Source organism: Serratia oryzae, from assembly GCF_001976145.1.
Taxonomy (GTDB): Bacteria; Pseudomonadota; Gammaproteobacteria; order Enterobacterales; family Enterobacteriaceae; genus Chania; species Chania oryzae.
On record NZ_MOXD01000001.1, the window covers coordinates 648,115 to 670,396 of the forward strand.

Below are 22,282 nucleotides of genomic sequence, written 5' to 3' on the forward strand. Positions count from 1 at the left end.
CTAATCCAGCCCGAGGCTGTCGCGTAAAATTTGCAACCGCTCCATGTCGCCGTCGCTGGCGGCCTGTTGGAGGGATTTGGTAGGGGCATGAATAAGACGATTGGTCAGTTTGTGAGCCAGTTCCTGAATAACCTGCTCCACATTAGCACCCTGCGCAATGGCAGCCAGCGCTTTTGATTCCATTTCCATGCGGATCTGCTCGGCCTGTGAGCGGTAATCACGAATGGTTTCTGTCGCGCCCTGCGAGCGCAACCAGGCCATAAAGTTGATACTTTCCTGCTGAACGATCGATTCAGCCTGCACGGCGGCAGCCTGACGCTGCGCCAGGTTGTTCTGAATGATGGCGTGCAGATCGTCCACGCTGTACAGATAGGCGTTCGCCAGCTTGCCGACTTCCGGTTCGATATCACGAGGTACTGCGATATCCACCAGCAACATCGGCTGGTTGCGGCGCGCTTTCAGCGCACGCTCCACCATCCCCTTGCCAATGATCGGCAGCGGGCTGGCGGTAGAGCTGATAATGATGTCCGCATCGGCCAGGCGTTCGTCAATCTCCGGCAGCGTGATCACTTCCGCGCCCACTTCCTGGGCCAGTAACTGAGCGCGTTCACGGGTGCGGTTGGCGATCATCATGTGTTTGACCTGATGTTCGCGCAGATGACGCGCCACCAGTTCGATGGTTTCCCCTGCACCCACCAGCAACACGTTCAGTTCAGCCAAGGATTCGAAGATCTGGCGCGCCAGGGTGCAGGCGGCAAAGGCCACAGAAACGGCACTGGCACCGATGTCGGTTTCGGTACGGACGCGTTTGGCAACGGAGAAGGTTTTTTGGAACAGGCGTTCAAGTTCACCAGACAGAGACTGGCCGCGTTGTGATTCGGCAAAGGCTTTTTTGACCTGCCCCAGGATTTGCGGTTCACCCAGCACCAGCGAATCCAGCCCGCTGGCAACGCGCATCAGATGGCTGACCGCGTCATTACCCTGATGCCAATACAGGCTTTTGGCAACGTCTTCCGGGCGCAGATGATGATAATCACATAACCAGTTAACCAACTGTTCGCGCAAATGTTCCTGTTGTTCCACGCTGAGATACAGCTCGGTGCGGTTACAGGTAGACAACACAACACCGCCCTGCACCAACGGTTGTTGGAGCAGGCTGTTTAGCGCTTGTTCGATCGACTCTGGGGAGAAGGTTACCCTTTCTCGCAGAGAAACCGGTGCGGTTTTGTGATTAATACCTAACGCAAGCAGGGTCATTGCTTCGAGTAATACTTCTATTGGTACGGGTTCTCGTTGTCTGGCATTCTACTTGATGCGCGACACCAATAAAAGTAACAACCGCATCTTCCCCCCAATCGCTGGTATAGTTATTTCCTTGAGGCACGATGTTGAGTAACATTATCGGCGCCGGGGGGCTCCCCCGTTAGCGTTGGCAGCAAGTCAAAGGTTTCGCCGCACGTGCCCGTAAGGACAAAAGGACAATAAAAAGTTATGCCTATCCGCAACGTTAATTTGCTTCGCCTGCTCCCATTGGCCAGCCTGCTGCTGACCGCCTGTACCCTCACCAAGCCCAGCGGCCCAGCAACCAGTCCGACTTCCCCGCAGTGGCGTGCCCATGAACAGGCCGTGCAGCAGCTCAGCCAGTATCAGACCCGCGGCGCTTTCGCCTATCTGTCCGATCAGAAAAAGGTTTATGCCCGCTTCTTCTGGCAACAATATTCGCCCGATCGCTACCGCCTGTTGTTGACCAACCCACTGGGCAGCACCGAACTGGAACTCAATGTGCAGAAGGAAGTGGTGCAACTGAGCGATAGCCAGGGTAAACGCTACGTCAGCAACGACGCGGAAGAGATGATCCGTAAGCTGACCGGGATGGCTATTCCGCTGAACAACCTGCGCCAATGGATGCTGGGCCTGCCGGGAGAAGCCACCGATTTCACCCTCGACGATCGGTATCGCCTGAGCAAGCTGACTTATCCGCAGGGCGATCTCACCTGGGTGGTCACTTACCAGGATTACAATACCGACCAGCAACCGCCGTTGCCAAGCCGTCTCGAACTGCAGCAAGGCGATCAACGCATCAAGCTGAAAATGGATAATTGGACGCTTAAATGATTCGTCAGTGGCCCTCTCCCGCAAAGCTAAATCTGTTCCTCTATATCACTGGCCGTCGCGCTGACGGCTACCACCAGTTGCAAACCCTGTTCCAGTTCCTGGACTACGGCGACACCTTGACCATTGAACCGCGTCAGGACGACAGCATCCATTTGCTGACGCCGATCGCTGGCGTGCCGGACGAGCAGAACCTGATCGTGCGTGCGGCCCGCCTGCTGCAACACTACTGCACGGCTCACGCGATCGACACCCCGCCGCGCGGTGCAGATATCCGTATTGAGAAGCGCCTGCCGATGGGCGGCGGGCTGGGCGGCGGTTCATCCAACGCCGCCACGGTGCTGATCGCGCTGAACGAGCTGTGGCAATGCGGCTTAAGCGACGAGCAACTGGCGGCGTTGGGGCTGGCTCTCGGGGCCGACGTTCCGGTGTTTGTACGCGGGCATGCGGCCTTTGCTGAAGGCATCGGCGATCAGCTGCAACCGGCCGATCCGGCAGAAAAGTGGTATTTGGTCGCGCACCCTGGCGTCAGCATCCCCACACCGGTTATTTTTGCTGACCCAGAATTAAAACGAAATACCCCGGTTCGCCCGCTGAATGCTCTGTTGCAGGCTCCTTACGCCAATGATTGTGAACCGATTGCAAGAAAACGTTTTCGCGAGGTTGAACAGCTTCTTTCATGGCTGTTACAATACGCGCCGTCACGCCTGACCGGCACAGGTGCTTGTGTGTTTGCAGAATTCGACTCCGAGCCCGCCGCCCTTCAGGTGTTAAATAAAGCCCCGGCCTGGGTGCGTGGATTTGTAGCGCGTGGCGTTAACGTCTCGCCACTACATCGCATCCGTTCAGGGCAGTCTGAGTCGTAGCTCAACGTTTCGCTGTGCAGAGTTATTCACACTAAACCCTGCCATCTCTGCGCTGCCTGCGGTTCAATTTAGTTTTACATACCCGTATGGTTATTGCGTCGGCGTCGCCAACTGCCCCTTGGTGAAGGCCGTATGACAATATCTTCTCTGGACGCAAGCCTGAGGTTCTTCTCGTGCCTGATATGAAGCTTTTTGCTGGTAACGCCACCCCGGAACTAGCACAACGTATTGCCAACCGTTTGTACACCAGCCTTGGTGACGCCGCTGTAGGTCGTTTTAGCGACGGCGAAGTGAGCGTGCAAATCAACGAAAACGTACGCGGCGGTGATATTTTCATCATCCAGTCCACCTGTGCACCGACTAACGACAACCTGATGGAACTGGTTGTTATGGTCGATGCCCTGCGTCGCGCCTCCGCAGGTCGTATTACTGCTGTTATCCCTTACTTCGGTTATGCTCGCCAGGATCGCCGTGTGCGTTCTGCGCGCGTGCCAATCACGGCCAAAGTTGTTGCTGATTTCCTCTCCAGTGTAGGGGTTGACCGCGTACTGACAGTGGATCTGCATGCTGAACAGATCCAAGGCTTCTTCGATGTTCCGGTAGATAACGTATTCGGTAGCCCGATCCTGCTGGAAGATATGTTGCAACAGAATCTGGTGAACCCGATTGTGGTTTCCCCTGATATCGGTGGTGTTGTGCGCGCCCGTGCCATAGCCAAACTGCTGAACGATACCGATATGGCTATCATTGATAAACGTCGCCCACGCGCAAACGTTTCTCAAGTGATGCATATCATCGGTGATGTGGCAGGCCGTGACTGTGTGCTGGTAGACGATATGATTGATACCGGTGGTACTTTGTGTAAAGCGGCTGAAGCGTTGAAAGAACGCGGTGCCAAACGCGTATTTGCCTACGCAACGCACCCTATCTTCTCTGGTAATGCCGTGGAAAACATCAAGCACTCGGTGATTGATGAAGTGATCGTCTGCGACACCATTCCGTTGTCAGCAGAAATCAAAGCGCTGAAAAACGTACGTACTCTGACACTGTCCGGCATGCTGGCTGAAGCCATCCGCCGCATCAGTAACGAAGAGTCAATCTCTGCCATGTTCGAGCATTAATCTGCGATCTGGCGCAGTTAACTTAACTACTGCGCCACATCCACTGTTAAGCATGGTAGAAAACAAAAAACCCGTTGAAGCGATCGGCAACAACGGGTTTTTTACTTGTTATGCAACATGAGCGTTCGCTCTCCTTTATGCTTGCTGCTTGTTTTCTTTAATAAGTTTGATCAATGTGATGAGCGATGCTCGTTGTTCTTACAGCGTTTATCGAAATGTTTTACCCACCAATAACGATCGGCAACCTCTTCACGCCCGCCAATACGCGCTCCAGCCAGCCATAGAAGCGCACCGATGAAAATACTCATAACCGCACCATGAGCAAAGAACTGTGGCAGATTGAGTTGTGACACTTCAGCCAGAATGGAGTATCCGACCCCTACAACCATCACTACCATCCCCAATCCCATTAAAACGTTGCCCATTAAGCCAGCGTTTTTACGTTTCATATGCCACCTCCACCGCGTTATCTACTCACTTGGGATAACACACAAACGGTTAACCCGCTTCGATAAGTTAAGTATAGGCATGCTTAGAGAAAGGGTATTGCGCCAATGGTCACAAATGGCAAATAAACACTGACAAATCTTAACGCCACGCTAAAAATTAGCTAACAAATTGAATTATTTCTCTAATGTATTATTCATTTTCAACCTAATAACACCCACTAGATGGCCAGGATTTTTGTCATTACATACGCAGACAGGTAAACTATTGTCCTTTCCATTATATCGACCATAGTGAATTCCCCGTGAGCAGTATCAAACTGATTGTTGGCCTGGCGAACCCGGGCGCAGAATATGCCCAGACGCGACACAATGCTGGTGCCTGGTATGTAGATTTACTGGCTCAGCGCCACAACCAACCGTTAAAAGAAGAGAGCAAGTTCTTTGGCTATACCGCTCGTCTGAATTTGGCGGGAAACGACGTCCGTCTGCTGGTCCCCACCACCTTTATGAACCTTAGCGGAAAAGCCGTTGCCGCCATTGCTACTTTTTATCGTATCCAACCGGAGGAGATTCTGGTCGCCCACGATGAACTGGATCTGCCGCCAGGGGTGGCAAAACTCAAATTGGGTGGCAGCAACGGCGGTCATAATGGCCTGAAGGATATTCAAAGCAAACTGGGCAATACGCCGAACTTTTATCGCCTACGCATTGGCATAGGCCATCCCGGCGACAAAAACAGAGTCGTAGGATTCGTGCTCGGCAAACCGCCTGCTACAGAACAAACGCTGATTGATGATGCTATCGATGAGTCATTGCGATGTACGGAGATTTTGTTGCAAGAAGGCATGACAAAAGCGATGAATCGCTTGCATGCCTTTAAGGCAAATCACTGATAGTTGTGCCAAGCGGTGTCTTTTTCACTCGCTTGGCCACTGGACAAAAACGGCAAAACTTATGAGGACAGCATGGCTGAGCGGCTGCCTGCCCATTGTTTTGTGCTGTAACAGCGATAGAAACCTCTCTCGCCTCCTGCTTTGCACCATGAAAAGGGCGCTCAATCAAGGTTTTTTTGCGTTCGTTGCGAAAATGGATAATAAACGATACCACCGAAAGCAATAAGAGTATCGGTGCCAAAAATGCATAGATTCCATTCATGGAATATGTTGCTCCCTAGGATATAAATATATCAAAAATAATCGGTGAATATTATCCGAAAAAAATTATATCAACAATACTAGCGCTTAAATTTATAATCATTAACTAACCTAATCAAACCTAGTTAAGAAATCTCTAGTTAAGTTGAGAAATATCTCAATCTAAGCCAGACAATCACTTATCAATGCTTAAACTATAAGCTAATTGGGTGTGAAATTAATTTCAAATAATTTTCATACAGGATAAGTCTCAATAAAATCGAGATACAACCTCAGTCTCTGCGTCATTCAGTCAATGAATAGCTTTGTAGGTAGCTGTCGGTAAAGGCCTCTCCTTCCATCGTGAATGTTTGGCATAGTTTCCTGTAACAACTGTTTAATTTATCATCGCACCAAAAATCATCTTCTTCTTTTATAAAAATAAAATAGAGCCAATTCTGACAGATAATTATTTATAGTTACAATTAATTACGACTTAGCAAAAAAACCGCTAGGTTACTTTTAGGCTTTTGATTACAGAATATACTGCGTAAATGGGCCTTGATTGATATTAACGCAGCATACTAGGAATGATGACATGAAATCCCGAATTAAAACATTCATTTAGAATGAAACAAAAATATTCACAATGGCATAAATTTTATCGAGATCCTTATTGCTGGTTACAAACACGGCAGAATCCCGGAACGTATCACTTGAGTAGTACACTAGAGAACTGTCAGATCGAGATAACTGCTCATTACGTGTATAATAGTGGGATAATTTTGCCATTTATGCAGCAGGATTTAATTAACCTGTTGATAGTTAAGATATTTAAGGTGACATAAACATGGGATTCAAATGCGGTATCGTCGGTCTGCCCAACGTTGGCAAGTCTACACTGTTCAATGCGTTGACCAAAGCGGGTATTGAAGCAGCCAACTTCCCGTTCTGTACCATTGAGCCTAACACGGGTGTGGTGCCGATGCCTGATCCGCGTCTGGATAAGCTGGCTGAAATCGTCAAACCCCAACGCATTCTGCCAACCACCATGGAGTTCGTTGACATTGCGGGTCTGGTAAAAGGAGCCTCTAAAGGCGAAGGCCTCGGTAACCAGTTCCTCACCAATATCCGTGAAACCGAAGCTATCGGCCACGTCGTGCGCTGTTTCGAAAATGACAACATCATCCACGTGAATAACAAAGTTGATCCTGCCGACGATATTGAGGTGATCAATACTGAACTTGCACTCTCTGACCTTGATACTTGTGAACGCGCAATTCATCGTGTGCAGAAGAAAGCCAAAGGCGGCGATAAAGATGCCAAAGCCGAACTGGCAGCCTTGGAGAAGTGCCTGCCGCAGTTGGAAAACGCTGGCATGCTGCGCGCGCTGGATCTGACTGCTGAAGATAAAGCCGCTATCCGCTACCTGAGCTTCCTGACGCTGAAACCCACTATGTACATTGCTAACGTCAATGAGGACGGTTTCGAGAATAACCCATACCTGGATAAAGTGCGTGAGATCGCGGCCGCAGAAGGTTCGGTCGTGGTAGCGGTTTGTGCGGCGGTGGAATCCGATATTGCCGAATTGGACGATGAAGACCGTGCCGAATTTATGGCCGAGCTGGGGCTGGAAGAACCGGGCTTGAACCGTGTGATCCGCGCAGGCTACGAATTACTGAATCTGCAAACCTACTTCACCGCGGGCGTGAAAGAAGTACGCGCCTGGACCATCCCCGTTGGCGCAACGGCACCGCAGGCGGCAGGTAAGATCCACACCGATTTCGAGAAAGGCTTTATCCGCGCTCAGACGATCTCTTTTGAAGACTTTATCACCTACAAGGGTGAACAAGGTGCCAAAGAGGCTGGGAAAATGCGCTCAGAAGGTAAAGACTACATCGTTAAAGACGGTGATGTAATGAACTTCCTGTTCAACGTCTAAATGATTTTGCTCGTCGCATAGCATCTCATAACGAGTCATAAAGGCCAATAAACCTTATAAAATCCACGCAATTGCGTGGATTTTTGTTTTTATATAGTCTCACGTGATTTCATGAAAGCGCAGTAAAAAATGAGTACGTAGGTGAGTACAATCAGTTCCCATCTCCGCTTTAGGTGAGTACAATAACGGTATAAGAAATGTACAAGGATACGTTATGCTCACTGATGTACAATGCCGCACTGCTAAACCGAAAGAAAAACTATATCGACTCAACGACTTCAACGGCCTGTACCTCGAAGTTAAACCCAACGGCAAGAAAGCATGGCGTTATCGGTTCAAACTTAGCGGCAAATCCAGCATGTTTGCGCTGGGTGAATATCCAACGGTGAAACTTGGCGAAGCGCGAGAAAAATGTGAACTGGCACGCAAACAGGTTATGGAAGGAATCAACCCTGCGCAAGCAAGGCAGTTAGACAAAATCCGCAAGGTTAACGATGCATCCAACACTTTTGAGCTCATCGCCAAAGAGTGGTTGCAGATGAAGGACTGGGCGGAAATCACCAAAATACGCCGCCTTGATATGCTTGAGCGCGTAGTATTCCCGTCAATTGGTCGGCTCCCTGTTAGGGAAATCACACCCCATCACATTTTGAAAATACTACAAGAAACAGCGAAACGCGGGGCACCTACCGTCGCCGCTGAAGCCAGACGTACCATCTCATCTGTTTTTGAGTTGGCTGTAGCTACTCTAAGAGCAGATAGCGATCCCGTCTGGCCTGTACGCAAAGCAATTCCAGCAAATAAAACTCAGCATAAGCAGGCATTAAATCAGCAGCAAATCGGGAAGCTATTAAGCAACTTCGATAACAGCCGTGGCACATACCAGGTTAACTATTGCATGTGGTTGATGTGGTGGACGCTGGCGCGCCCCGCAGAAGTTACAGAAGCAGAGTGGTCTGAATTCGACCTAGAAAAAGCACTATGGACCATACCGGCAACTCGAATGAAAGGCCGGCGAGAGCATGTTATGCCCCTTCCCTCTCAAGCTGTCAAAATGCTCAGAACGCTTTATGGTTTAACAGGTCATCGGCAGCATCTCTTTCCTGGCCGGGATAACCCACGCGGCCCAATGACATCACACTCGCTGCGTCAACTTCTCAAAAGTCTTGGCTGGAGCGGAACTTATAGTCCACATGCGACACGAACTACTGGTAGTACCAGATTAAACGAAATGGGCTATAGGCCTGACGCTATAGAAGCACAGCTCGCGCATGCCGATACAAATAATGTTCGACGCACGTATAACCATGCGACCTACCTTGATGAGCGGAAAGTTATGATGCAGGATTGGGCCAATACGCTTGATGAGTGGACACTGGAAACTACCTGAATCACTTTTTCTTCTGCTGATAGCGGCTAAACTCAATCACATTATCGTGGCTATCAGCATCAACGATATTGGCACTCTCTAGCTGTTGACGAGTTGCTGCCATGGCCGCTAGACGCATACTCAACTGTTCCTGTTGTACGGCTCTCACTTGTGCCATTGCATCAGTGACCTTTTGAGGGGCAAAACGTAGATATTCAGTCACCCAGTGTTGGATCATTTTCTCATTGGCATGTAAATCGTACTTCTCACCTTTACGGTTTCGCCAAGTCTGATTGAGCTTGAGATCAAACTCTAACGCCGTTTCCTCATCGGGCGGGAAGTATCCAGTATTATGATAGACATCGCTGTATTCAGCGGCGATCTGGCTGACATGGCTCATGACGCTTCTATCAGTGCGTTGGTAGAACCGGATATCTTTGTGCAGGGAGAAATAGCGTTCGATCCCTTGTTCCATCTGCACCGAGTCAAACAGTGAATAGTCTTGACCTTGCCATTCCAAGCCGTTCATCAGGCGTTCTTGCAACCGACTGAAGAAGTCTTGCATATCGCCTTTTTTGACCTGGTGGATCACATGGCAATAGCGAGTCTCAAACTCCACAGCAATCAGGCAGGTTGAGCGCCCAAGTTTTATTGCATGCACCACCCACTGAAAACAAGACTTGTTCACTTTTTCCAGTTCTGCCTTTGTTTCAGCCAGAGTCTGCGTTGTAGCAGGTTCAAAGAATCCCTCGTTACTGCCTTTCTTGAACCCCTTACACAGATGTGCTGCAGCCGCCAAAGAACAGTTAATGGTAATCATTTATCAAAGCCCTTCAATGTTATCAATGAATATTTCTACGATATTAATATCCTCAATCCATAAATATTTCTAGGTAAAATTCAAATTTTCGAGCACATCAAAAATATCAGTAAATCTTTTTTTGCATAGACTTGACTTCCTGACCTCGACATTCAGATCCCTCTCTAAACAGAGTTTTTTAACTGAGTCAATAAACCAAGAATAAGAATTTGGCGAGACTACCAATTTATCTATGAATTGAGACAATGAATTAATTGAAAGAGCAACTCCTGGTTTATCATTTTTAACTTTAGACTCTATGTTTTTTTGCGAATGATATGCTATCAAGCGCACTTCTTTTTCAAAGGTAAATGGCAGTGATTTTGCCGTAAATGGAGTTAAAGGGTCTGAGTCAAACTGAGCATTCTCGTGGTTTATGTATGTAACCGGCTTTACAATTAGTTTGTCGATATCCTGATTCTTTTGAACTTGACTCTCAAGCTTATCTTCGGTTGTAAATATACAAACTGCATTTTTTCCCTCACCATATAATGACCACATTGCAGAGCATTCATGAGGTGATTTATGCCAGCAATTAACGTAAATCCATTCTCGACAGTATGGAAATATTTCTTCCATGTTATCGCATTTATGAAAACCAAAAGGAGTTTCAAATGTCCTATTGCTAATAGCTTGCTTTATCTTTTCATTCTCAATTGACCGTTGCCTTGCTTCTTCTCGTGTCTCATTACATCTAGGCCACACTCCATTTAATGCAGAATCCAGTATCCTAGAGAAATTAGAATTAGTAAAGAAATCATGTGCTGTTACCCCCCCTCTAAGTCATCTTCAAAGTTTGACATTTTTGGCAAAAAGAGCTTACTTTCTTGAAGAAGATACATGAATTTAGGCAAGCTCATGTATCTTTGTAATAGTGTTTTTATGATGGGCAAGCTGGTGCTTTGAGGATTCTTCGACTTGAGGATTATGGGCCGTTTGTTGCCTTAAAATTCCGAGGATATGAAAAGGCTCTCGCAGATCACCGCAAGGCGAAAGCGGCAAAAAAGCGGGCTGAGACGGAAGAGAAGGAAGAACAGTTTTTCTACGTAGATGACCGAATCATGCAGCCCTATCTTTTAGCGACCGCATTACTGTTTCAGTCCTTTACCAGTGGCGCAAAACGATCGAAGACGAGTGGGCATACGGTAGCATAACCTTTGCTCACAACGTTGACTTGCAACCCGACTAAACAATGCCACTACCAAATCGGAAACCGAGCGCTGCAAAACAAGAGCAGGAACGCCAAGAAAAACTGTCTCGGGAATGGGATTACCTGAAGGGGTTAGGGCTCTACGCGGTCAAAAAATATTTCAAAGATTTTGCAAGTGCCAATTCTTTTTATTTTTTTGGATAATGCTGGGGAATCATGTGGAAAATTGAGGCGTTCTACATTTAAGGGGGGCGGCTTAAAGTATTGAATCATAGTTGCTTCAATGGTTTCGATAATATCAGCGAAAGGCAGGATTGGCGTTTATCTTTCATATGGGGACAGCTTGACCAATGCTCCCAAGCTTTAAAGGTGCCAGTTTCATCTGGATTTCTGATCAAGTGTGATGCCCCTCTTTCCGAGAAGGGCATTTAATCTCCTAGAAAAACACCACTTGTCGATTCCGTAAGACATCGCCATCATATTTTTCTTTCAAAGGATTAATGGCCTTTTGAACTGCTTCAGCAAGGTCATTTACTTCGTTGTAGAGTATTCTTAGTGCCTCTACTTTTTCTTCAGTATTGAATATCTTTCTTGACTCATCAGGGACTATTAGTGAGTCCCTTCTGTCATCAATATACGAAATTATTAGCAAGTATGAGCGCAGGTTTTCGAGGAGTGTTAACGGCAAGTATTGGCTGCAATACAAACTTTCGTTCATAGAATAGGCAATCGCAGCAATGTCATAACTTGTAAGTTTTTTGGCTTTCGATTTTTTATAATCAGGCATATCAGCAATGATGTTTTTCATTAGCCGAGTTACTTTTTTAAGGTTGCCACTGTACTGTGCATCCCTGTCATTTACCTTCTTGATGTGTAAAAAAGGCTTGTTTTCAATTAGAGCATGATTGTCTTTGTCATAAATTTTTACTGCTCTGAAGTGCTCCAATTTTGTTCTTTGATAATCATGGGTGTCATGCCAACTGCTTGGCACAATATCAACCTTTCGTTTCAGGCTTCCCCCACTAAGAGCAATAGATTTTGCACCGCGAGTGTTTACTTCAGCTGCATGATATCGAGATTTGAGTTTCGCTTCAGACTGAAGTCTAAGCTCTTTTACAATATCAACCATTGGTCGGGTATCGCTGGGTTCTGAATAGTCGGTTCCAGGTAAAGCTGGGCCTTGGATAGTAATTATGTCCGATTTTAGTATCAACATATCTACATCTGAATGACCTTCGATATGAATATCCAATGCGACAGAACCTTGCATTTTTGCTTCAGCATAGATTCCTGATGTTCTAAGCATATCTAACAACGTTGATGCGACTCTTTCACCTTCGTCCTTTGATACCTTTGTGGACTCTGAGCTAACGGCTGCCATTGAGCCAACCACATATTTTATCGCTGCATTTTCGTGAAGTTTCTCATGTGCTTCTGTAAGTCGGAGATCGCCATAGTACGAATACATGCCTTTTTCTAGTCGATCTCGCTCAGCTGTCCCTTGTCGGCGGTTTTTGAGATTTGCCAGTCTATTTTCAAAGTTGATCATTATTGTTCTTTCCTTAAAGTCATCCTTCCGAAAGTCCTTCTTCCGTTACTGTTGAAGTAAGCGGCTTCTCCGAGGGTCAAGTCTTTGTTAAAAACTAATTCGCAATAGCCTTTGTGGGAGTTCAACTCGTGGTATTGATTGGAATCAGGGTTGTTAGTATAGCTATAGTGGAGTATCCAGCCACCTTTTGTTCCCGGCTTTTTACCAAGTGTGGCGGTATAGCTTTCGCTTGAGCTCTGTGCCGTTTTTAGGGCTATACAGAGTTTTTCCCAGGTTTGCTCTATATCTATTTCTGCTTCCCAGTTGTACTTTGTGGAACCGTCTTCATTTAGCGTTTCACCTTTCACTGACCATATGCCACTAATATTGGGGATACTGAAGAATGGAATTTTCCAGCCAAACCTATCAAAATAATAGTGAAGACCAAAATAAATTATGGCTGGCGTTATTACGGCAGTTGTGAATGCTTCTATGTTTGTTGCTTCGTATAGCCAGACCAACAACGAAGAAACGGCACCTGTCAAAATTACAGATGCAACACCAAGCCATCTTCCTATAGTGGTTCTGCTATGCCCAAAAATTGCGTAGTCGTGCATTTATCTGCTCCTCTGAATTCATTAATCAATTTGCGATAACGGAAGCCATTCCATCCAGCCGTTCTTTAGTCTTTTCCCAAAAAGCTGTTCATTGTTGTTCATCAAAATACTTAAAAATCAGCACCGGCGCAAACGGAGTTTTTGGAATATGTATCGCAAAATAATACCTGCTAGCACGGTAATCACCAACGACATGACGCACGGAAAGGTAAGCATCCGGTGATCTCATATTGCTCGCCAAACTCTGCTGCCACATGCTGCCTTCATTCAATACAACGAACCTGAGGCAAAATATGACAAAACAGTATTCTCACAGTGAACGGCAACAACATCTCGACGCTTGGCAACAGAGTGGATTGTCTAAAAAGCATTATTGCCGACTGCATGACCTGAACCCGGCCACCTTTTATTACTGGCTCAAGCATCATCGCAATGACGCTACCGTGTCCGTTCCCGCCGCCTTTATTCCTGCGCGTCGAGTGATGCCTGGGAATAAGTTAGGCATAGGAGAGAAATATCCTGCCCCTTCGCCCATACACTGGCAAACAGCTCTTTCGCTGCTGAAGTTACAGAGTCACTGTAAGGTACCAAAACGGCAGTACATGTTGATGCCAGAATGGCTGTCATTATCTGATGGCGATAATTCTGCCACCTACCCACTGATTTGACCGTTCTTGTTTTAATTTTCCGTTTCATCAAAAATCTTTAATTCACGTCGGTACATGAAACACAAGTACCGTCAGTATGATCTCACGGTTTACGTCACCGTTGCTGTGTAAAATATATCTGAACCCACTTTCATGCGGCCAGTTGACCACACGTTTGAAGTTATCGTGCGATTTCACAGTATTATCAATACCAGTTAGAACCGTTGAGGTATCTGTACCCCGATTGAAAACAAGAATTGCACTTTTGCCATCACGCCATGTCGAATACCCAAGTAACTGATCGACAGCCGCACCAAATGCCTTCGGACCTTTCCAGAACTTACATTCCACGATAAAAACGTTGCGATCACCTTCACGCAACAAAATATCGGTTTTACCTTCCATATTGAAGGTTTCACCTGTGGCATTACCTTCGAATTGACCATTCAACTGCACTAAAAAATGTTGCCTTAGCGTCTCTTCATCCATGGATTTAAATGCGGCAGGGCTGCGCTCCATAACCAGTGCCATATCCTGCATTATTTTTAACGCCGCTTCGTAAGACTCCAGTTCCCAGACGGGTTCAGGTTTAAATTGTGCGGTAGTTGCAGGAGGTAGTGTCGGCACGGCCTTACGACGCACAGTAGGAACAGCATAAGTTGTTGGCGCATCGTTACGTCGCCTGACTGGAATACCCAAGGAGTCTATTCGCTGTGATTGTGCTAGTAATCGCCCATGCCGTTGCCTGATGCATTGTTCCGCCTCACTTGGTAACGTTATGTTGTGCGTATTAATCATGCCACGTTGCCACTCCAGATGCTGTTCAATCTCGCTCAACACTGTATCTACAAGTGGTCGAATATCACGCGGATGATCAGCCGGTGAATCATAGCGTAACACTATCTCATTCTTAATAATCAGTGCTTGGGGTGGGTTCATCGTGAATCGATTGGGACGGGCATAAAACAAATCAGGTTCACCGTCGAACGGGACGTGAACCTCAGTCCTTTCACCAGGAATCATAACCGGCCTGTTTCGATCACTGATCCAACGATGCTCATCGTGACGAACATCTACCTGCACTTCCTGATGCTCGATATACCATTGCTCACGCAACAGTGTGACAGGTGTCACACTGTATTTCTCAACGAGATAATCTTTCAGGTCTTCTTGGGCAGTGTTAAGAAACCGATTACTATCCAGCTTTTCAATTTCCTGCCGCATGGTTTCCATCGTATGGTGAAGGGAATTATCCAGTGGAATGCTTGAAAATAATAATCCTTTGCTTTTGTCAATGAACCCAATCATATTCGCTCTCCGTTAGCTATTGATTATGATGCCCACATATATAGTTCCTGTTGATAATTTTTACTCGATTTACTCAGGGATTACCACCAAGCGTACATAGCATTCGGAGGCACGTAGTTGTTCTGTGGCGCAATCCAAGAACTTCTCTTTGGCCTTGTTCAATCCGTTGTGTTAATACTCGAACTTCGGCGATGTCTCTCTTTCGTTAACACCTGCTGCCACACCTTAGCATTTCAAGCATCTCGTTATTTTTTTCTCCTATGCCCTATGCTATTTTTGGTCCTCGCTTTATATGGTTAATTTTTTTAACGAAAATTGGCTGGATAAGGACAATCCCGTGACACTGACAGATTACCTGCAACAAGATACCTGATGCCTTACAGGGCTTGAGGATAGATGGCAAGCTGTGTCTATGACCCATGTTTTCAGGGGAATACGCGTTTGTCATGAGACACCATCATTTAGGGAAAGAAAGATGAGCATTCAGGACTACATTCTTGCTGGTGGTAAATATCCGACCCATAACCACTACCAACTGCGCTTCCCTAATGCGACGTGGACGTCATTATTCTCCTGCTGTTTAAGGGGCTCAATACGATTTAGCAAGAGAATGACGCGGCCTTCAAAGAGCAAAGAAGCTCTGAGCATCTGAAACTCTTGACGCCAGCATGCGCTCCAGTCAATGGCAATAATGAGATCTGAAAGCGTGGAAATGATATGGCGGGAATGGACGCGCGAAACTTGCCTCGATGTTCGCAAGCCTAACGCGATAGAGCCTGATAAAATCAGGTTTCGCAATTTTAAGACCTGCCGAGGATAACAAATGACAATGGAATCACCTGAAATCCAGCTCAAGGCGCTGAATAATGCTTTGCGTCGTTTACGTGGGGCCTGTTCCGCACTTGAAGGCGAGGAGCTTGATGAAAAATTACTTGCGGTCATGCGACGACTGCTGCTTGCTGAGGTGCTCGCCGATACTTGGATTGTGGCGATAGGCGGCTCGCAAGGGGCGGGTAAAACGACGCTGATGGCGAGCATGTATGACCTGCATCATGACAGTAGCGGCTGGTTACGCAGTAATGAAGGACGCGGCGAGAAAATGCCGGTACTAATCCTCGAGAGTCGTGAGACTAAAGTGGCGCAGGGTTATGTCCGCCGCCTGGTCGAAACTGGAAATGATTTGACGCTGGAAGATGTCAGCGTCGACGTCAACGAGTTTCAGCGCGCGGTCTGCGATCCTGGTGCCGGGGATTTACTGCCGGTATTGAAAGTACCGCAGCGTTATTTTACCCGCAATAACCAGGCCTGGTTACTGCTGCCTGGCTATGAAAAACAAGAGCGTGAGAATCGTGAATGGCAGGAACTGATGCGTCAGGCGATGATCGCGGCAGGCGGTTGTATCATCGTGACCGACGAGACGCGACTGGCAAACCAGCAGCAACTCGAAATCGTCAAAGATATGCTGGAAAAAGAGCTTAAAAATTGTAAACCTTATATTGTCATCTCCAAGACAGAAGCGTATCGCCATAATCCGCAACGGCAAGCTGAATTAAGAAAAAGCGCGGCTGAAACCTTCAATGTCGCTGCCGAGTATACAGATAACAACATTATTTTAACCGGCACCGACGATCCGGAATACATAACAGAATGGATGCCACACCTACGCCGGGCCATTGACGACCTTAACTTTTCCGGACAAACCGACCGTTATCTCCAGTTAACCCACCTTACCTGGATTGTCAGTAAGGATCTGCCGCGCGTCATGAATATGATCCACACCCAGTCACGTCTGTATTACCACAGTGATAAAGGCGGCCAGGACGATGGCAGCCAGGTGCTGACCGAAGCTCTGGAAGTGTTTGACGGCGCCGTGCAGGAACTGCGGGAAGAGCACACCAAAAAGGTGAAAACGTGCATCGCTAAAACCTTTGAAGCGGCGAAGGCGAATGTGGACCGCAGGCTGGTCAAGGAGCATGAGGGATTTGCGAACTGGGTATCGAATGCATTTGATACCGCCAGTGAGACAAAAGGCAAATTGCAGAAACTGGTTCAGGATTCATGGCAGGACGCATCAGCTGATTTCTTCGACGACTATGTGAACAGCCTACAACAATTGACGGCGGCGAAACTCAAGCCCATGCCAAACGGCAACGATCGCCCAAACTTGCCTGCATCACCGAAGCTGGAGAAACTGGTAGCACTTGGCTATATGAATAGCGCCGGGCAGCCCGTGCAGCACGAACAGCTGGATGCGGAAAAAATAATTAATATCAATATTTTGCTAAATCATGGCACCACGTCGAATGCGCAAAACACCACGGTGGTGAATAAACAGTTCAGGAAAAGCGTGGAATTGATCCCGGTGCTCTCGCTGGAGTACACCCGCCTTGTGTACGCCATGCCTGAGATTTGCAAAGAGCTGCAACCCTACGTCACGCATGAGCAGGACGATGGCGAAACATCCGCAGGTAACGTCGCGGCAGAAGGGGTTCAAACCCTCAACGCAGGGGTTGATCTTGGCAAGACCGCAATAAAATCGCTGGCGGCGGTGCTGGCGATTGACGTGCTCAGCGACGGCGAATCCGATATCCTCGGCGCTCTCTTTGGTCAGGATCAGCCTTCCACTGACCCGACGGGTTTACCTGTTCCCCCCGCGCCGGTGATGATGCATCCTGCTGCCGTTGCGGTAACCGCCGTTGTGGCGGCGGCCTATGTTACCGCAGCTGCGGTCACGCGAATGCGCACCTTCGAGAAAAAAGCGAGCGCCCAGGCACACGCCATGCTTGCCAGCGTTCATGACCATCATGTTGAGCATTTACGCAATCGGTTCGATGAGACGATGAACGCGGCGCGTAAGCGGATTAGTGAAACCTTACGTGCGCGTTATCACATGGACGAAATGCTGATGCGCAAGGATCGTTTGGCGAAAGCCATTGCCGATGTCAATGCCCTGATTGACGATCTGCGCAATGAACTGGGCTCATCGGCTTCGGGTCTGCAAGTGTTAATCACCAGCCGCGGTGAGTGAGATGACGTCCGGGAATGTTATCGATTACTGGCAGCGGCTAGAGTCACGACAGTCGGAGTGGGCTTTTCGCGCCTGGGAGCGGCTGATTAAAACATTGAGTCCTGATGTTCAGGAAAGAATACAGCTCAGGGAAAGCGACGCCGAGCCGTACGTGGTCATCTTTGGTAAGACACAGGTCGGAAAAACCACCTTACTGCTCGACCTGATGGGCATCGATCTTCAGCAGATGGCAACGCTATCGCAGGTGCTGCGTGGCGGGCGCGAAGCCGGGAAATCGGCCACCGCCACCGCCATGGAGTATCGCCGTTCACCGGACGTGCGCTGGGGATTGTCTGTGCAATCGGAAAAACGCTGGTTTACCTCTGACGACGCGATGGCAGAGGCATTAGCGCAGCTGAGACAACATATGGAACGGGGGGAACTGGTTGTCGATTCCCCCTGTATTGTGCATATTCCGGGTCGGTTTTTCAGGCTGCAAACCACGGGTGCGCCCGGCGTGCGTATTCTGGATCTGCCGGGCGATAATCCCGCGAATGCGCAAGAGCAAAAGCATGTTAATCAAATGGCGAAGACCTATCTTCCCTTCGCTGATTTGGTGCTGCTGATTGGTCGTGGCGACGATTTGAGCTTCCTGCAGCCGGAAGTTATCACGCTGCCGGGCATTGAGGACTGGCAGGCGATGCCGTACCGGTTTCGCATCGTGACCACTTATTCTTACTCAGCCCAGTCGGTGAAGATGCTGATTCGCAACGATCCGGCTTCCGATATCACGCAGTTACGTCAGCGCCTTATTGAACAGATCGAACGCTTTAACCGCCTGAGCGACGCGGCGAAAGATCTGAACCTCTACTTTCCACTCGAGTTTGGCAGCAGCTGGCTGAGTATGGCGGAAAACGATAGCGCCCTGTATGCCCGCGTTGCCCCTATGGTCAGCAGCTTGCGTAACGAACTGCTGGAACAGATTGCGGCATCGACCAGCCCGCTCGGACGGCTGCGCAGTACCCTGGATACCCACCTCAGCGTTAAATATATTCAGGAGAAAAAAACGGCGGCAATCGAAAGAGAACTGTTGGGGCTACAAAAACAGCAACAAGAGACAGAAAATACACTGAAGGTCTGGGCAAGCGCGGTGACTCAGACGCAGGAAAAAATAAACCAAACGGACAAATTATTAAAAGATAACGCGTTATCTGCCAGCCAACGGCTTATTGATAAAGCCGCGGAAAAGGTAGCGGTATTAAAATTACAGGGAGATTACAGTAGCGAAAAATGCACGACTTTACACCGCATGATTGCCGATTATTGCAGTGAAATAAAAAAGATCCAGTTGGCCGTGGCAAGTCAGCCGGCATACTGGCAAAAAGTGGCCCGCAAGAATATTGAACCTACCCGCCAGGCGGTGCAGGATATTCTTGATGAAAACTTCAGCGCTATTCGCTATACGCTCAATGACTATTGGATCGACACCTATCTTAGTTCGGCGAATTTTTTATCGGACAAAAACAGCGTCATCCATTCCGCTGATAGAGCCAAAGCGGAAGTTATTCGTTTGTGGACCTCACAATGGAAGGCTGCCGCAGAGAACGTCTGGAATGAATACAAAAGCGAACTCACCAACGAGTGGATGACTCTTGATGTATTGCGGGGAGAGCAGAATAAATCCCTGCGGCAGAAGACATCACTTGAGCAACAGACCGCCTCGCATGAGGACGAGCTAGAGAAAATTGCCACGGATTCGCAGGAGGATCTTGCTCGTTGTGAGCAGTTTGTTCACTTTCTTGATGAAGAGTATCTCAACACCTTAAATGAGCGCCTGGATTCGGCATTTCAGGAACGTGACGACTGTGATGCGCTATTACAAATTTTATCCTGCGTAGCGTTGAAAAATCAGCGGGAAGATTTAATGAATTTAACTGAAAAGTATTCCGGGTGAGACATGAACGTGACCAGTGAAATAAAAAATAAAGAAAAAACGCTCGCCGAGTTAATGGTAAAAATCCTCAAGGAACCTCTTGATCCCCTTAAGGGTTCGGTAAAAAAACTCCATGAAGAGGTTCTGGACACCAAAGATAAGGTTGAAGAAATCAATTATGCCATTAATGCGGTAGGCGCAAACACCGAAGAAATCATCAATCCGCTGAAAAGATCGTTACGTGAGCTGCAAGATGACGATATTCCTGGGGTGATAAGTAAGCTGCGGGAGTTTATTTCGACTCAGGTAGAAGAAAAAAAACAGGATATTAGTACCGCGCTTAGCCAACAATCGGTGCACTATGATAGCCAGTTGAAAGCCGCGACCGGTAAGGTCTGTGAAAAACTGTCGGATGTTCTTGGACAGCAAAATGAGAGTGTCCAGACGGCAATACAGCAGTATCAACAAACGGGTATCGACAGCGCTGATGCTTTGTTGCAGCAACTGTTGGCTGCTAACCGCTCCCTGGAGGCGAATGCCAGCGAGCAACGATCGACGCGAGAACGTGACCAGCGGTTGGCTGAACAGCTGGAAAGTGTCATGCAGGCCCAGCAGCAAATAAAGCATTCTATAAGCGAACTTGACCAGCAGCTCAAGGGCGTGAGTCAAGGTGTGCAAACGGCGCGGACCACGCTCGCGGAACGGCAGGAAAGCGATCGGAGGGAAGTGTTAAGCGGCCTTGAAACGCTGTCCACCGACGTCCAGGCAGCACTGGTGCAGCATCTGATCCCGCCAACCCAGGCTATTGAGTCTCTGCAAACCAGCCAGCAAGCGTTGACCGAGGCGGTGAGCCAGCAAAAGAGCCATCTGGAGGCGAAAATTGCCGCAAGTCAGGGTAGACTCCGCTACGTTGTCATCATTTTTGCCCTGTTTGCTACCTCAACGTTGGCGTATATCGGCTATGACATCTGGAAAAATTTAGCTCGCTGACAGGGCGAAAACGCATGGCGTCTAGCGTCTAACGCGACAGTGCCATTATATTTTGAGTTGTGTATAGGGTTAGACTGATCTTAGTGGCGCAACTGCTGCGCGAGGCGCTGTTCGCCGCGGCGTGCCAGTCGTTGATGTACCACGCACAGATCAAGCTGGATCAAATCGCATCACCGAATAACCCGCATTGGACAGACCGCGAACGGGCCTTCATGGTGCGCCAGTTGCGATTTCGTGATCTATTTCAAGGTAGGCAAAATCCCGGTGGGAGTGATTGAGGTCGATGGCGGCTCCCACGACCGGCCCGACCAAGCGGCGCGGGATACCATTAAAGAATGGCATCCTAGCTAAAAGTAGTATTCACATTCTGCGCCTGCGTACGGTTGAGAGCCGTATGTCCGTGGTGCCGCAGTCATCGCTTTGCACATTATGCCGATAATTATTAACGGTGCGGGGAGTGCAAACGGGCTTTCACCCCGGTGAGTGGTACACCGTTTGCCAACTGCCGTCATCAGGAAAAATGGCCGGTTTATGCGGCCTACCGCCTGGCCGGATACGTCAATTACCATGCGGCACAATTAAGCGGTTTGAGCACCAGCACCAGCCAGTACCGGGAAAGCGTGATTAGGCAACTCCTGTCGGAACGCTGGCCCGCCTTGTTGCCCTAGTGGCAGGGGATACAGGAACTCAGCCACGACGAGCACCCCGAGAGGAACGCCAGCAGTTTATCGCGTGGATAAATGAGGCCGTCACTGCCGGTGCCCGCCGGGCGGTGGCCTGCCGCGAAGTTGAGCTCAGTGTACGCACCTGGCAGCGCTGGCAAACCTCCCCGGAAGACCGAAGAACCACGGCGATACGCCCAGTGCCCGCCAATCGCCTGAGTGAGGAAGAGCAGCAGCAGATACGGGCTGTCTGCCATCACCCCGAGTATGCCAGCCTGCCACCGTCACAGATCGTGCCACGACTGGCGGATAAAGGCGTTTATCTGGCAAGTGAGTCGACCTTTTACCGGGTGCTGCGTCGTCATGGAGAAGTGCATCATCGTGGCCGTCGTCTCAAGTCGAGCCGGGTAAAACCGCCGACGACGTTCACGGCTTCCGGGCCCTGTCAGGTGTGGACTTGGGATATCACCTGGCGTGTGCCCGGAGTTCAGGGCGAGCAAGGATGCTCAAATGAACCACGAGTCTGTTTGGAATGTTGAACTGGCAATTCTGTCAACGCCAAGATTTATGACCGTTTTTCGCCATTTTT

The 22,282-nt window shown here is 48.5% G+C and carries 23 protein-coding genes; 14 read left to right on the forward strand and 9 right to left on the reverse strand.

Translation table 11 applies throughout. From position 1 onward, the window contains the following. Positions 1-1,257 (reverse strand): glutamyl-tRNA reductase, encoded by a 1,257-nt coding sequence (hemA, locus tag BMI79_RS03085; RefSeq protein WP_076940345.1) that lies wholly within the window; start codon positions 1,255-1,257, stop codon positions 1-3. 234 nt (positions 1,258-1,491) lie between these two features. Here hemA and lolB point away from each other — a divergent pair, with 234 nt between their 5' ends. From lolB to prs, 3 genes are all read left to right on the forward strand, one after another. Then, entirely contained in the window at positions 1,492-2,115 is a 624-nt protein-coding gene (lolB, locus tag BMI79_RS03090; RefSeq protein WP_076940346.1) for a lipoprotein insertase outer membrane protein LolB, read from the forward strand. Further along, positions 2,112-2,978: a 4-(cytidine 5'-diphospho)-2-C-methyl-D-erythritol kinase gene (gene ispE, locus BMI79_RS03095; protein ID WP_076940347.1), complete on the forward strand. Its 867-nt coding sequence runs from the start codon at positions 2,112-2,114 to the stop codon at positions 2,976-2,978. Before lolB ends, ispE begins: the two co-directional genes overlap by 4 nt. A 173-nt stretch (positions 2,979-3,151) precedes the next feature. Next, entirely contained in the window at positions 3,152-4,099 is a 948-nt protein-coding gene (gene prs / locus BMI79_RS03100) for a ribose-phosphate diphosphokinase (protein WP_095996084.1), read from the forward strand. A gap of 170 nt (positions 4,100-4,269) precedes the next feature. On the opposite strand, the gene ychH is transcribed toward prs, so the two are convergent. Continuing rightward, the gene (ychH, locus tag BMI79_RS03105) at positions 4,270-4,548 is read right to left on the reverse strand and encodes a stress-induced protein YchH (protein WP_076940349.1); all 279 of its coding nucleotides are present in this window, start codon (positions 4,546-4,548) and stop codon (positions 4,270-4,272) included. A 302-nt stretch (positions 4,549-4,850) separates the two neighbouring features. On the opposite strand from ychH, the gene pth reads away from it, so the two are divergent. After that, positions 4,851-5,441 carry an aminoacyl-tRNA hydrolase gene (gene pth, locus BMI79_RS03110; protein ID WP_076940350.1) on the forward strand — a complete coding sequence of 197 codons (591 nt, stop codon included), beginning with the start codon at positions 4,851-4,853 and terminating at the stop codon, positions 5,439-5,441. Here pth and BMI79_RS23455 read toward each other — a convergent pair. Continuing rightward, complete coding sequence (locus BMI79_RS23455; RefSeq protein WP_125828697.1) at positions 5,425-5,703, reverse strand: hypothetical protein; 279 nt, start codon at positions 5,701-5,703, stop codon at positions 5,425-5,427. The genes pth and BMI79_RS23455 overlap by 17 nt on opposite strands. Before the next feature lie 828 nt (positions 5,704-6,531). Between BMI79_RS23455 and ychF the strand changes: the two genes are divergently transcribed. Together ychF and BMI79_RS03120 are read left to right on the forward strand one after the other, a co-directional pair. Next, complete coding sequence (gene ychF, locus BMI79_RS03115) at positions 6,532-7,623, forward strand: redox-regulated ATPase YchF (RefSeq protein WP_076940351.1); 1,092 nt, start codon at positions 6,532-6,534, stop codon at positions 7,621-7,623. 214 nt (positions 7,624-7,837) lie between these two features. Next, a complete protein-coding gene (locus tag BMI79_RS03120) occupies positions 7,838-9,013 on the forward strand; it encodes a tyrosine-type recombinase/integrase (RefSeq protein WP_076940352.1) in 1,176 nt (391 codons plus the stop codon). A gap of 1 nt (position 9,014) precedes the next feature. Here the strand turns inward: BMI79_RS03120 and BMI79_RS03125 are convergent, their stop codons facing one another. The 5 genes from BMI79_RS03125 to BMI79_RS23460 all read right to left on the reverse strand — a co-directional run bounded on the left by BMI79_RS03125 (position 9,015) and on the right by BMI79_RS23460 (position 13,417). Then, positions 9,015-9,812 carry a DUF6933 domain-containing protein gene (locus BMI79_RS03125; RefSeq protein ID WP_076940353.1) on the reverse strand — a complete coding sequence of 266 codons (798 nt, stop codon included), beginning with the start codon at positions 9,810-9,812 and terminating at the stop codon, positions 9,015-9,017. A 69-nt stretch (positions 9,813-9,881) separates the two neighbouring features. Next, the gene (locus BMI79_RS03130) at positions 9,882-10,430 is read right to left on the reverse strand and encodes a DUF2971 domain-containing protein (protein ID WP_125828698.1); all 549 of its coding nucleotides are present in this window, start codon (positions 10,428-10,430) and stop codon (positions 9,882-9,884) included. Between the two features lie 1,007 nt (positions 10,431-11,437). Beyond that, positions 11,438-12,550 (reverse strand): nucleotidyltransferase-like protein, encoded by a 1,113-nt coding sequence (locus BMI79_RS03140; protein WP_076940356.1) that lies wholly within the window; start codon positions 12,548-12,550, stop codon positions 11,438-11,440. Beyond that, positions 12,550-13,146, reverse strand: a complete 597-nt coding sequence (locus tag BMI79_RS03145) for a Cap15 family cyclic dinucleotide receptor domain-containing protein (protein ID WP_076940357.1) — start codon at positions 13,144-13,146, stop codon at positions 12,550-12,552. Before BMI79_RS03145 ends, BMI79_RS03140 begins: the two co-directional genes overlap by 1 nt. An 88-nt stretch (positions 13,147-13,234) precedes the next feature. Further along, a complete protein-coding gene (locus BMI79_RS23460; RefSeq protein ID WP_125828700.1) occupies positions 13,235-13,417 on the reverse strand; it encodes a hypothetical protein in 183 nt (60 codons plus the stop codon). Between the two features lie 22 nt (positions 13,418-13,439). Here BMI79_RS23460 and tnpA point away from each other — a divergent pair, with 22 nt between their 5' ends. Then, complete coding sequence (gene tnpA, locus BMI79_RS03150) at positions 13,440-13,814, forward strand: IS66 family insertion sequence element accessory protein TnpA (protein ID WP_158069103.1); 375 nt, start codon at positions 13,440-13,442, stop codon at positions 13,812-13,814. A 42-nt stretch (positions 13,815-13,856) separates the two neighbouring features. On the opposite strand, the gene BMI79_RS03155 is transcribed toward tnpA, so the two are convergent. Beyond that, a complete protein-coding gene (locus BMI79_RS03155; protein ID WP_076940359.1) occupies positions 13,857-15,101 on the reverse strand; it encodes a hypothetical protein in 1,245 nt (414 codons plus the stop codon). Positions 15,102-15,924: 823 nt separating this feature from the next. Between BMI79_RS03155 and BMI79_RS03160 the strand changes: the two genes are divergently transcribed. The 7 genes from BMI79_RS03160 (at position 15,925) to BMI79_RS23465 (ending at position 22,232) form a co-directional block, all read left to right on the forward strand. Beyond that, on the forward strand, positions 15,925-18,129 hold the full coding sequence (locus tag BMI79_RS03160; protein ID WP_076940360.1) for a sugar kinase: 2,205 nt from the start codon (positions 15,925-15,927) through the stop codon (positions 18,127-18,129). Beyond that, complete coding sequence (locus BMI79_RS03165) at positions 18,122-20,062, forward strand: SMC family protein (RefSeq protein ID WP_208611165.1); 1,941 nt, start codon at positions 18,122-18,124, stop codon at positions 20,060-20,062. Before BMI79_RS03160 ends, BMI79_RS03165 begins: the two co-directional genes overlap by 8 nt. A gap of 3 nt (positions 20,063-20,065) precedes the next feature. Then, on the forward strand, positions 20,066-21,031 hold the full coding sequence (locus tag BMI79_RS03170) for a hypothetical protein (protein ID WP_076940362.1): 966 nt from the start codon (positions 20,066-20,068) through the stop codon (positions 21,029-21,031). An 83-nt stretch (positions 21,032-21,114) separates the two neighbouring features. Continuing rightward, positions 21,115-21,309, forward strand: coding sequence for a hypothetical protein (locus tag BMI79_RS24170; protein ID WP_244157305.1), 195 nt, complete (start codon positions 21,115-21,117; stop codon positions 21,307-21,309). Continuing rightward, entirely contained in the window at positions 21,266-21,382 is a 117-nt protein-coding gene (locus BMI79_RS24175) for a hypothetical protein (RefSeq protein WP_244157303.1), read from the forward strand. Before BMI79_RS24170 ends, BMI79_RS24175 begins: the two co-directional genes overlap by 44 nt. 128 nt (positions 21,383-21,510) lie before the next feature. Beyond that, a complete protein-coding gene (locus tag BMI79_RS03180) occupies positions 21,511-21,699 on the forward strand; it encodes a hypothetical protein (RefSeq protein WP_076940363.1) in 189 nt (62 codons plus the stop codon). Further along, positions 21,699-22,232 carry a helix-turn-helix domain-containing protein gene (locus BMI79_RS23465; protein ID WP_083704351.1) on the forward strand — a complete coding sequence of 178 codons (534 nt, stop codon included), beginning with the start codon at positions 21,699-21,701 and terminating at the stop codon, positions 22,230-22,232. Before BMI79_RS03180 ends, BMI79_RS23465 begins: the two co-directional genes overlap by 1 nt. Positions 22,233-22,282: the final 50 nt, after the last annotated feature.

Bases quoted from the DNA above. Each gene is read 5' to 3' on its own strand.
- ychF (WP_076940351.1), top strand. From the start codon at position 6,532: ATGGGATTCAAATGCGGTATCGTCGGTCTGCCCAACGTTGGCAAGTCT.
- BMI79_RS03145 (WP_076940357.1), bottom strand. From the start codon at position 13,146: ATGCACGACTACGCAATTTTTGGGCATAGCAGAACCACTATAGGAAGA.
- BMI79_RS03140 (WP_076940356.1), bottom strand. From the start codon at position 12,550: ATGATCAACTTTGAAAATAGACTGGCAAATCTCAAAAACCGCCGACAA.
- hemA (WP_076940345.1), bottom strand. From the start codon at position 1,257: ATGACCCTGCTTGCGTTAGGTATTAATCACAAAACCGCACCGGTTTCT.
- lolB (WP_076940346.1), top strand. From the start codon at position 1,492: ATGCCTATCCGCAACGTTAATTTGCTTCGCCTGCTCCCATTGGCCAGC.
- BMI79_RS03160 (WP_076940360.1), top strand. From the start codon at position 15,925: ATGACAATGGAATCACCTGAAATCCAGCTCAAGGCGCTGAATAATGCT.
- BMI79_RS03130 (WP_125828698.1), bottom strand. From the start codon at position 10,430: ATGGAAGAAATATTTCCATACTGTCGAGAATGGATTTACGTTAATTGC.
- ychH (WP_076940349.1), bottom strand. From the start codon at position 4,548: ATGAAACGTAAAAACGCTGGCTTAATGGGCAACGTTTTAATGGGATTG.
- BMI79_RS03155 (WP_076940359.1), bottom strand. From the start codon at position 15,101: ATGATTGGGTTCATTGACAAAAGCAAAGGATTATTATTTTCAAGCATT.
- BMI79_RS03170 (WP_076940362.1), top strand. From the start codon at position 20,066: ATGAACGTGACCAGTGAAATAAAAAATAAAGAAAAAACGCTCGCCGAG.
- BMI79_RS03125 (WP_076940353.1), bottom strand. From the start codon at position 9,812: ATGATTACCATTAACTGTTCTTTGGCGGCTGCAGCACATCTGTGTAAG.
- BMI79_RS03120 (WP_076940352.1), top strand. From the start codon at position 7,838: ATGCTCACTGATGTACAATGCCGCACTGCTAAACCGAAAGAAAAACTA.
- BMI79_RS23455 (WP_125828697.1), bottom strand. From the start codon at position 5,703: ATGAATGGAATCTATGCATTTTTGGCACCGATACTCTTATTGCTTTCG.
- tnpA (WP_158069103.1), top strand. From the start codon at position 13,440: ATGACAAAACAGTATTCTCACAGTGAACGGCAACAACATCTCGACGCT.
- ispE (WP_076940347.1), top strand. From the start codon at position 2,112: ATGATTCGTCAGTGGCCCTCTCCCGCAAAGCTAAATCTGTTCCTCTAT.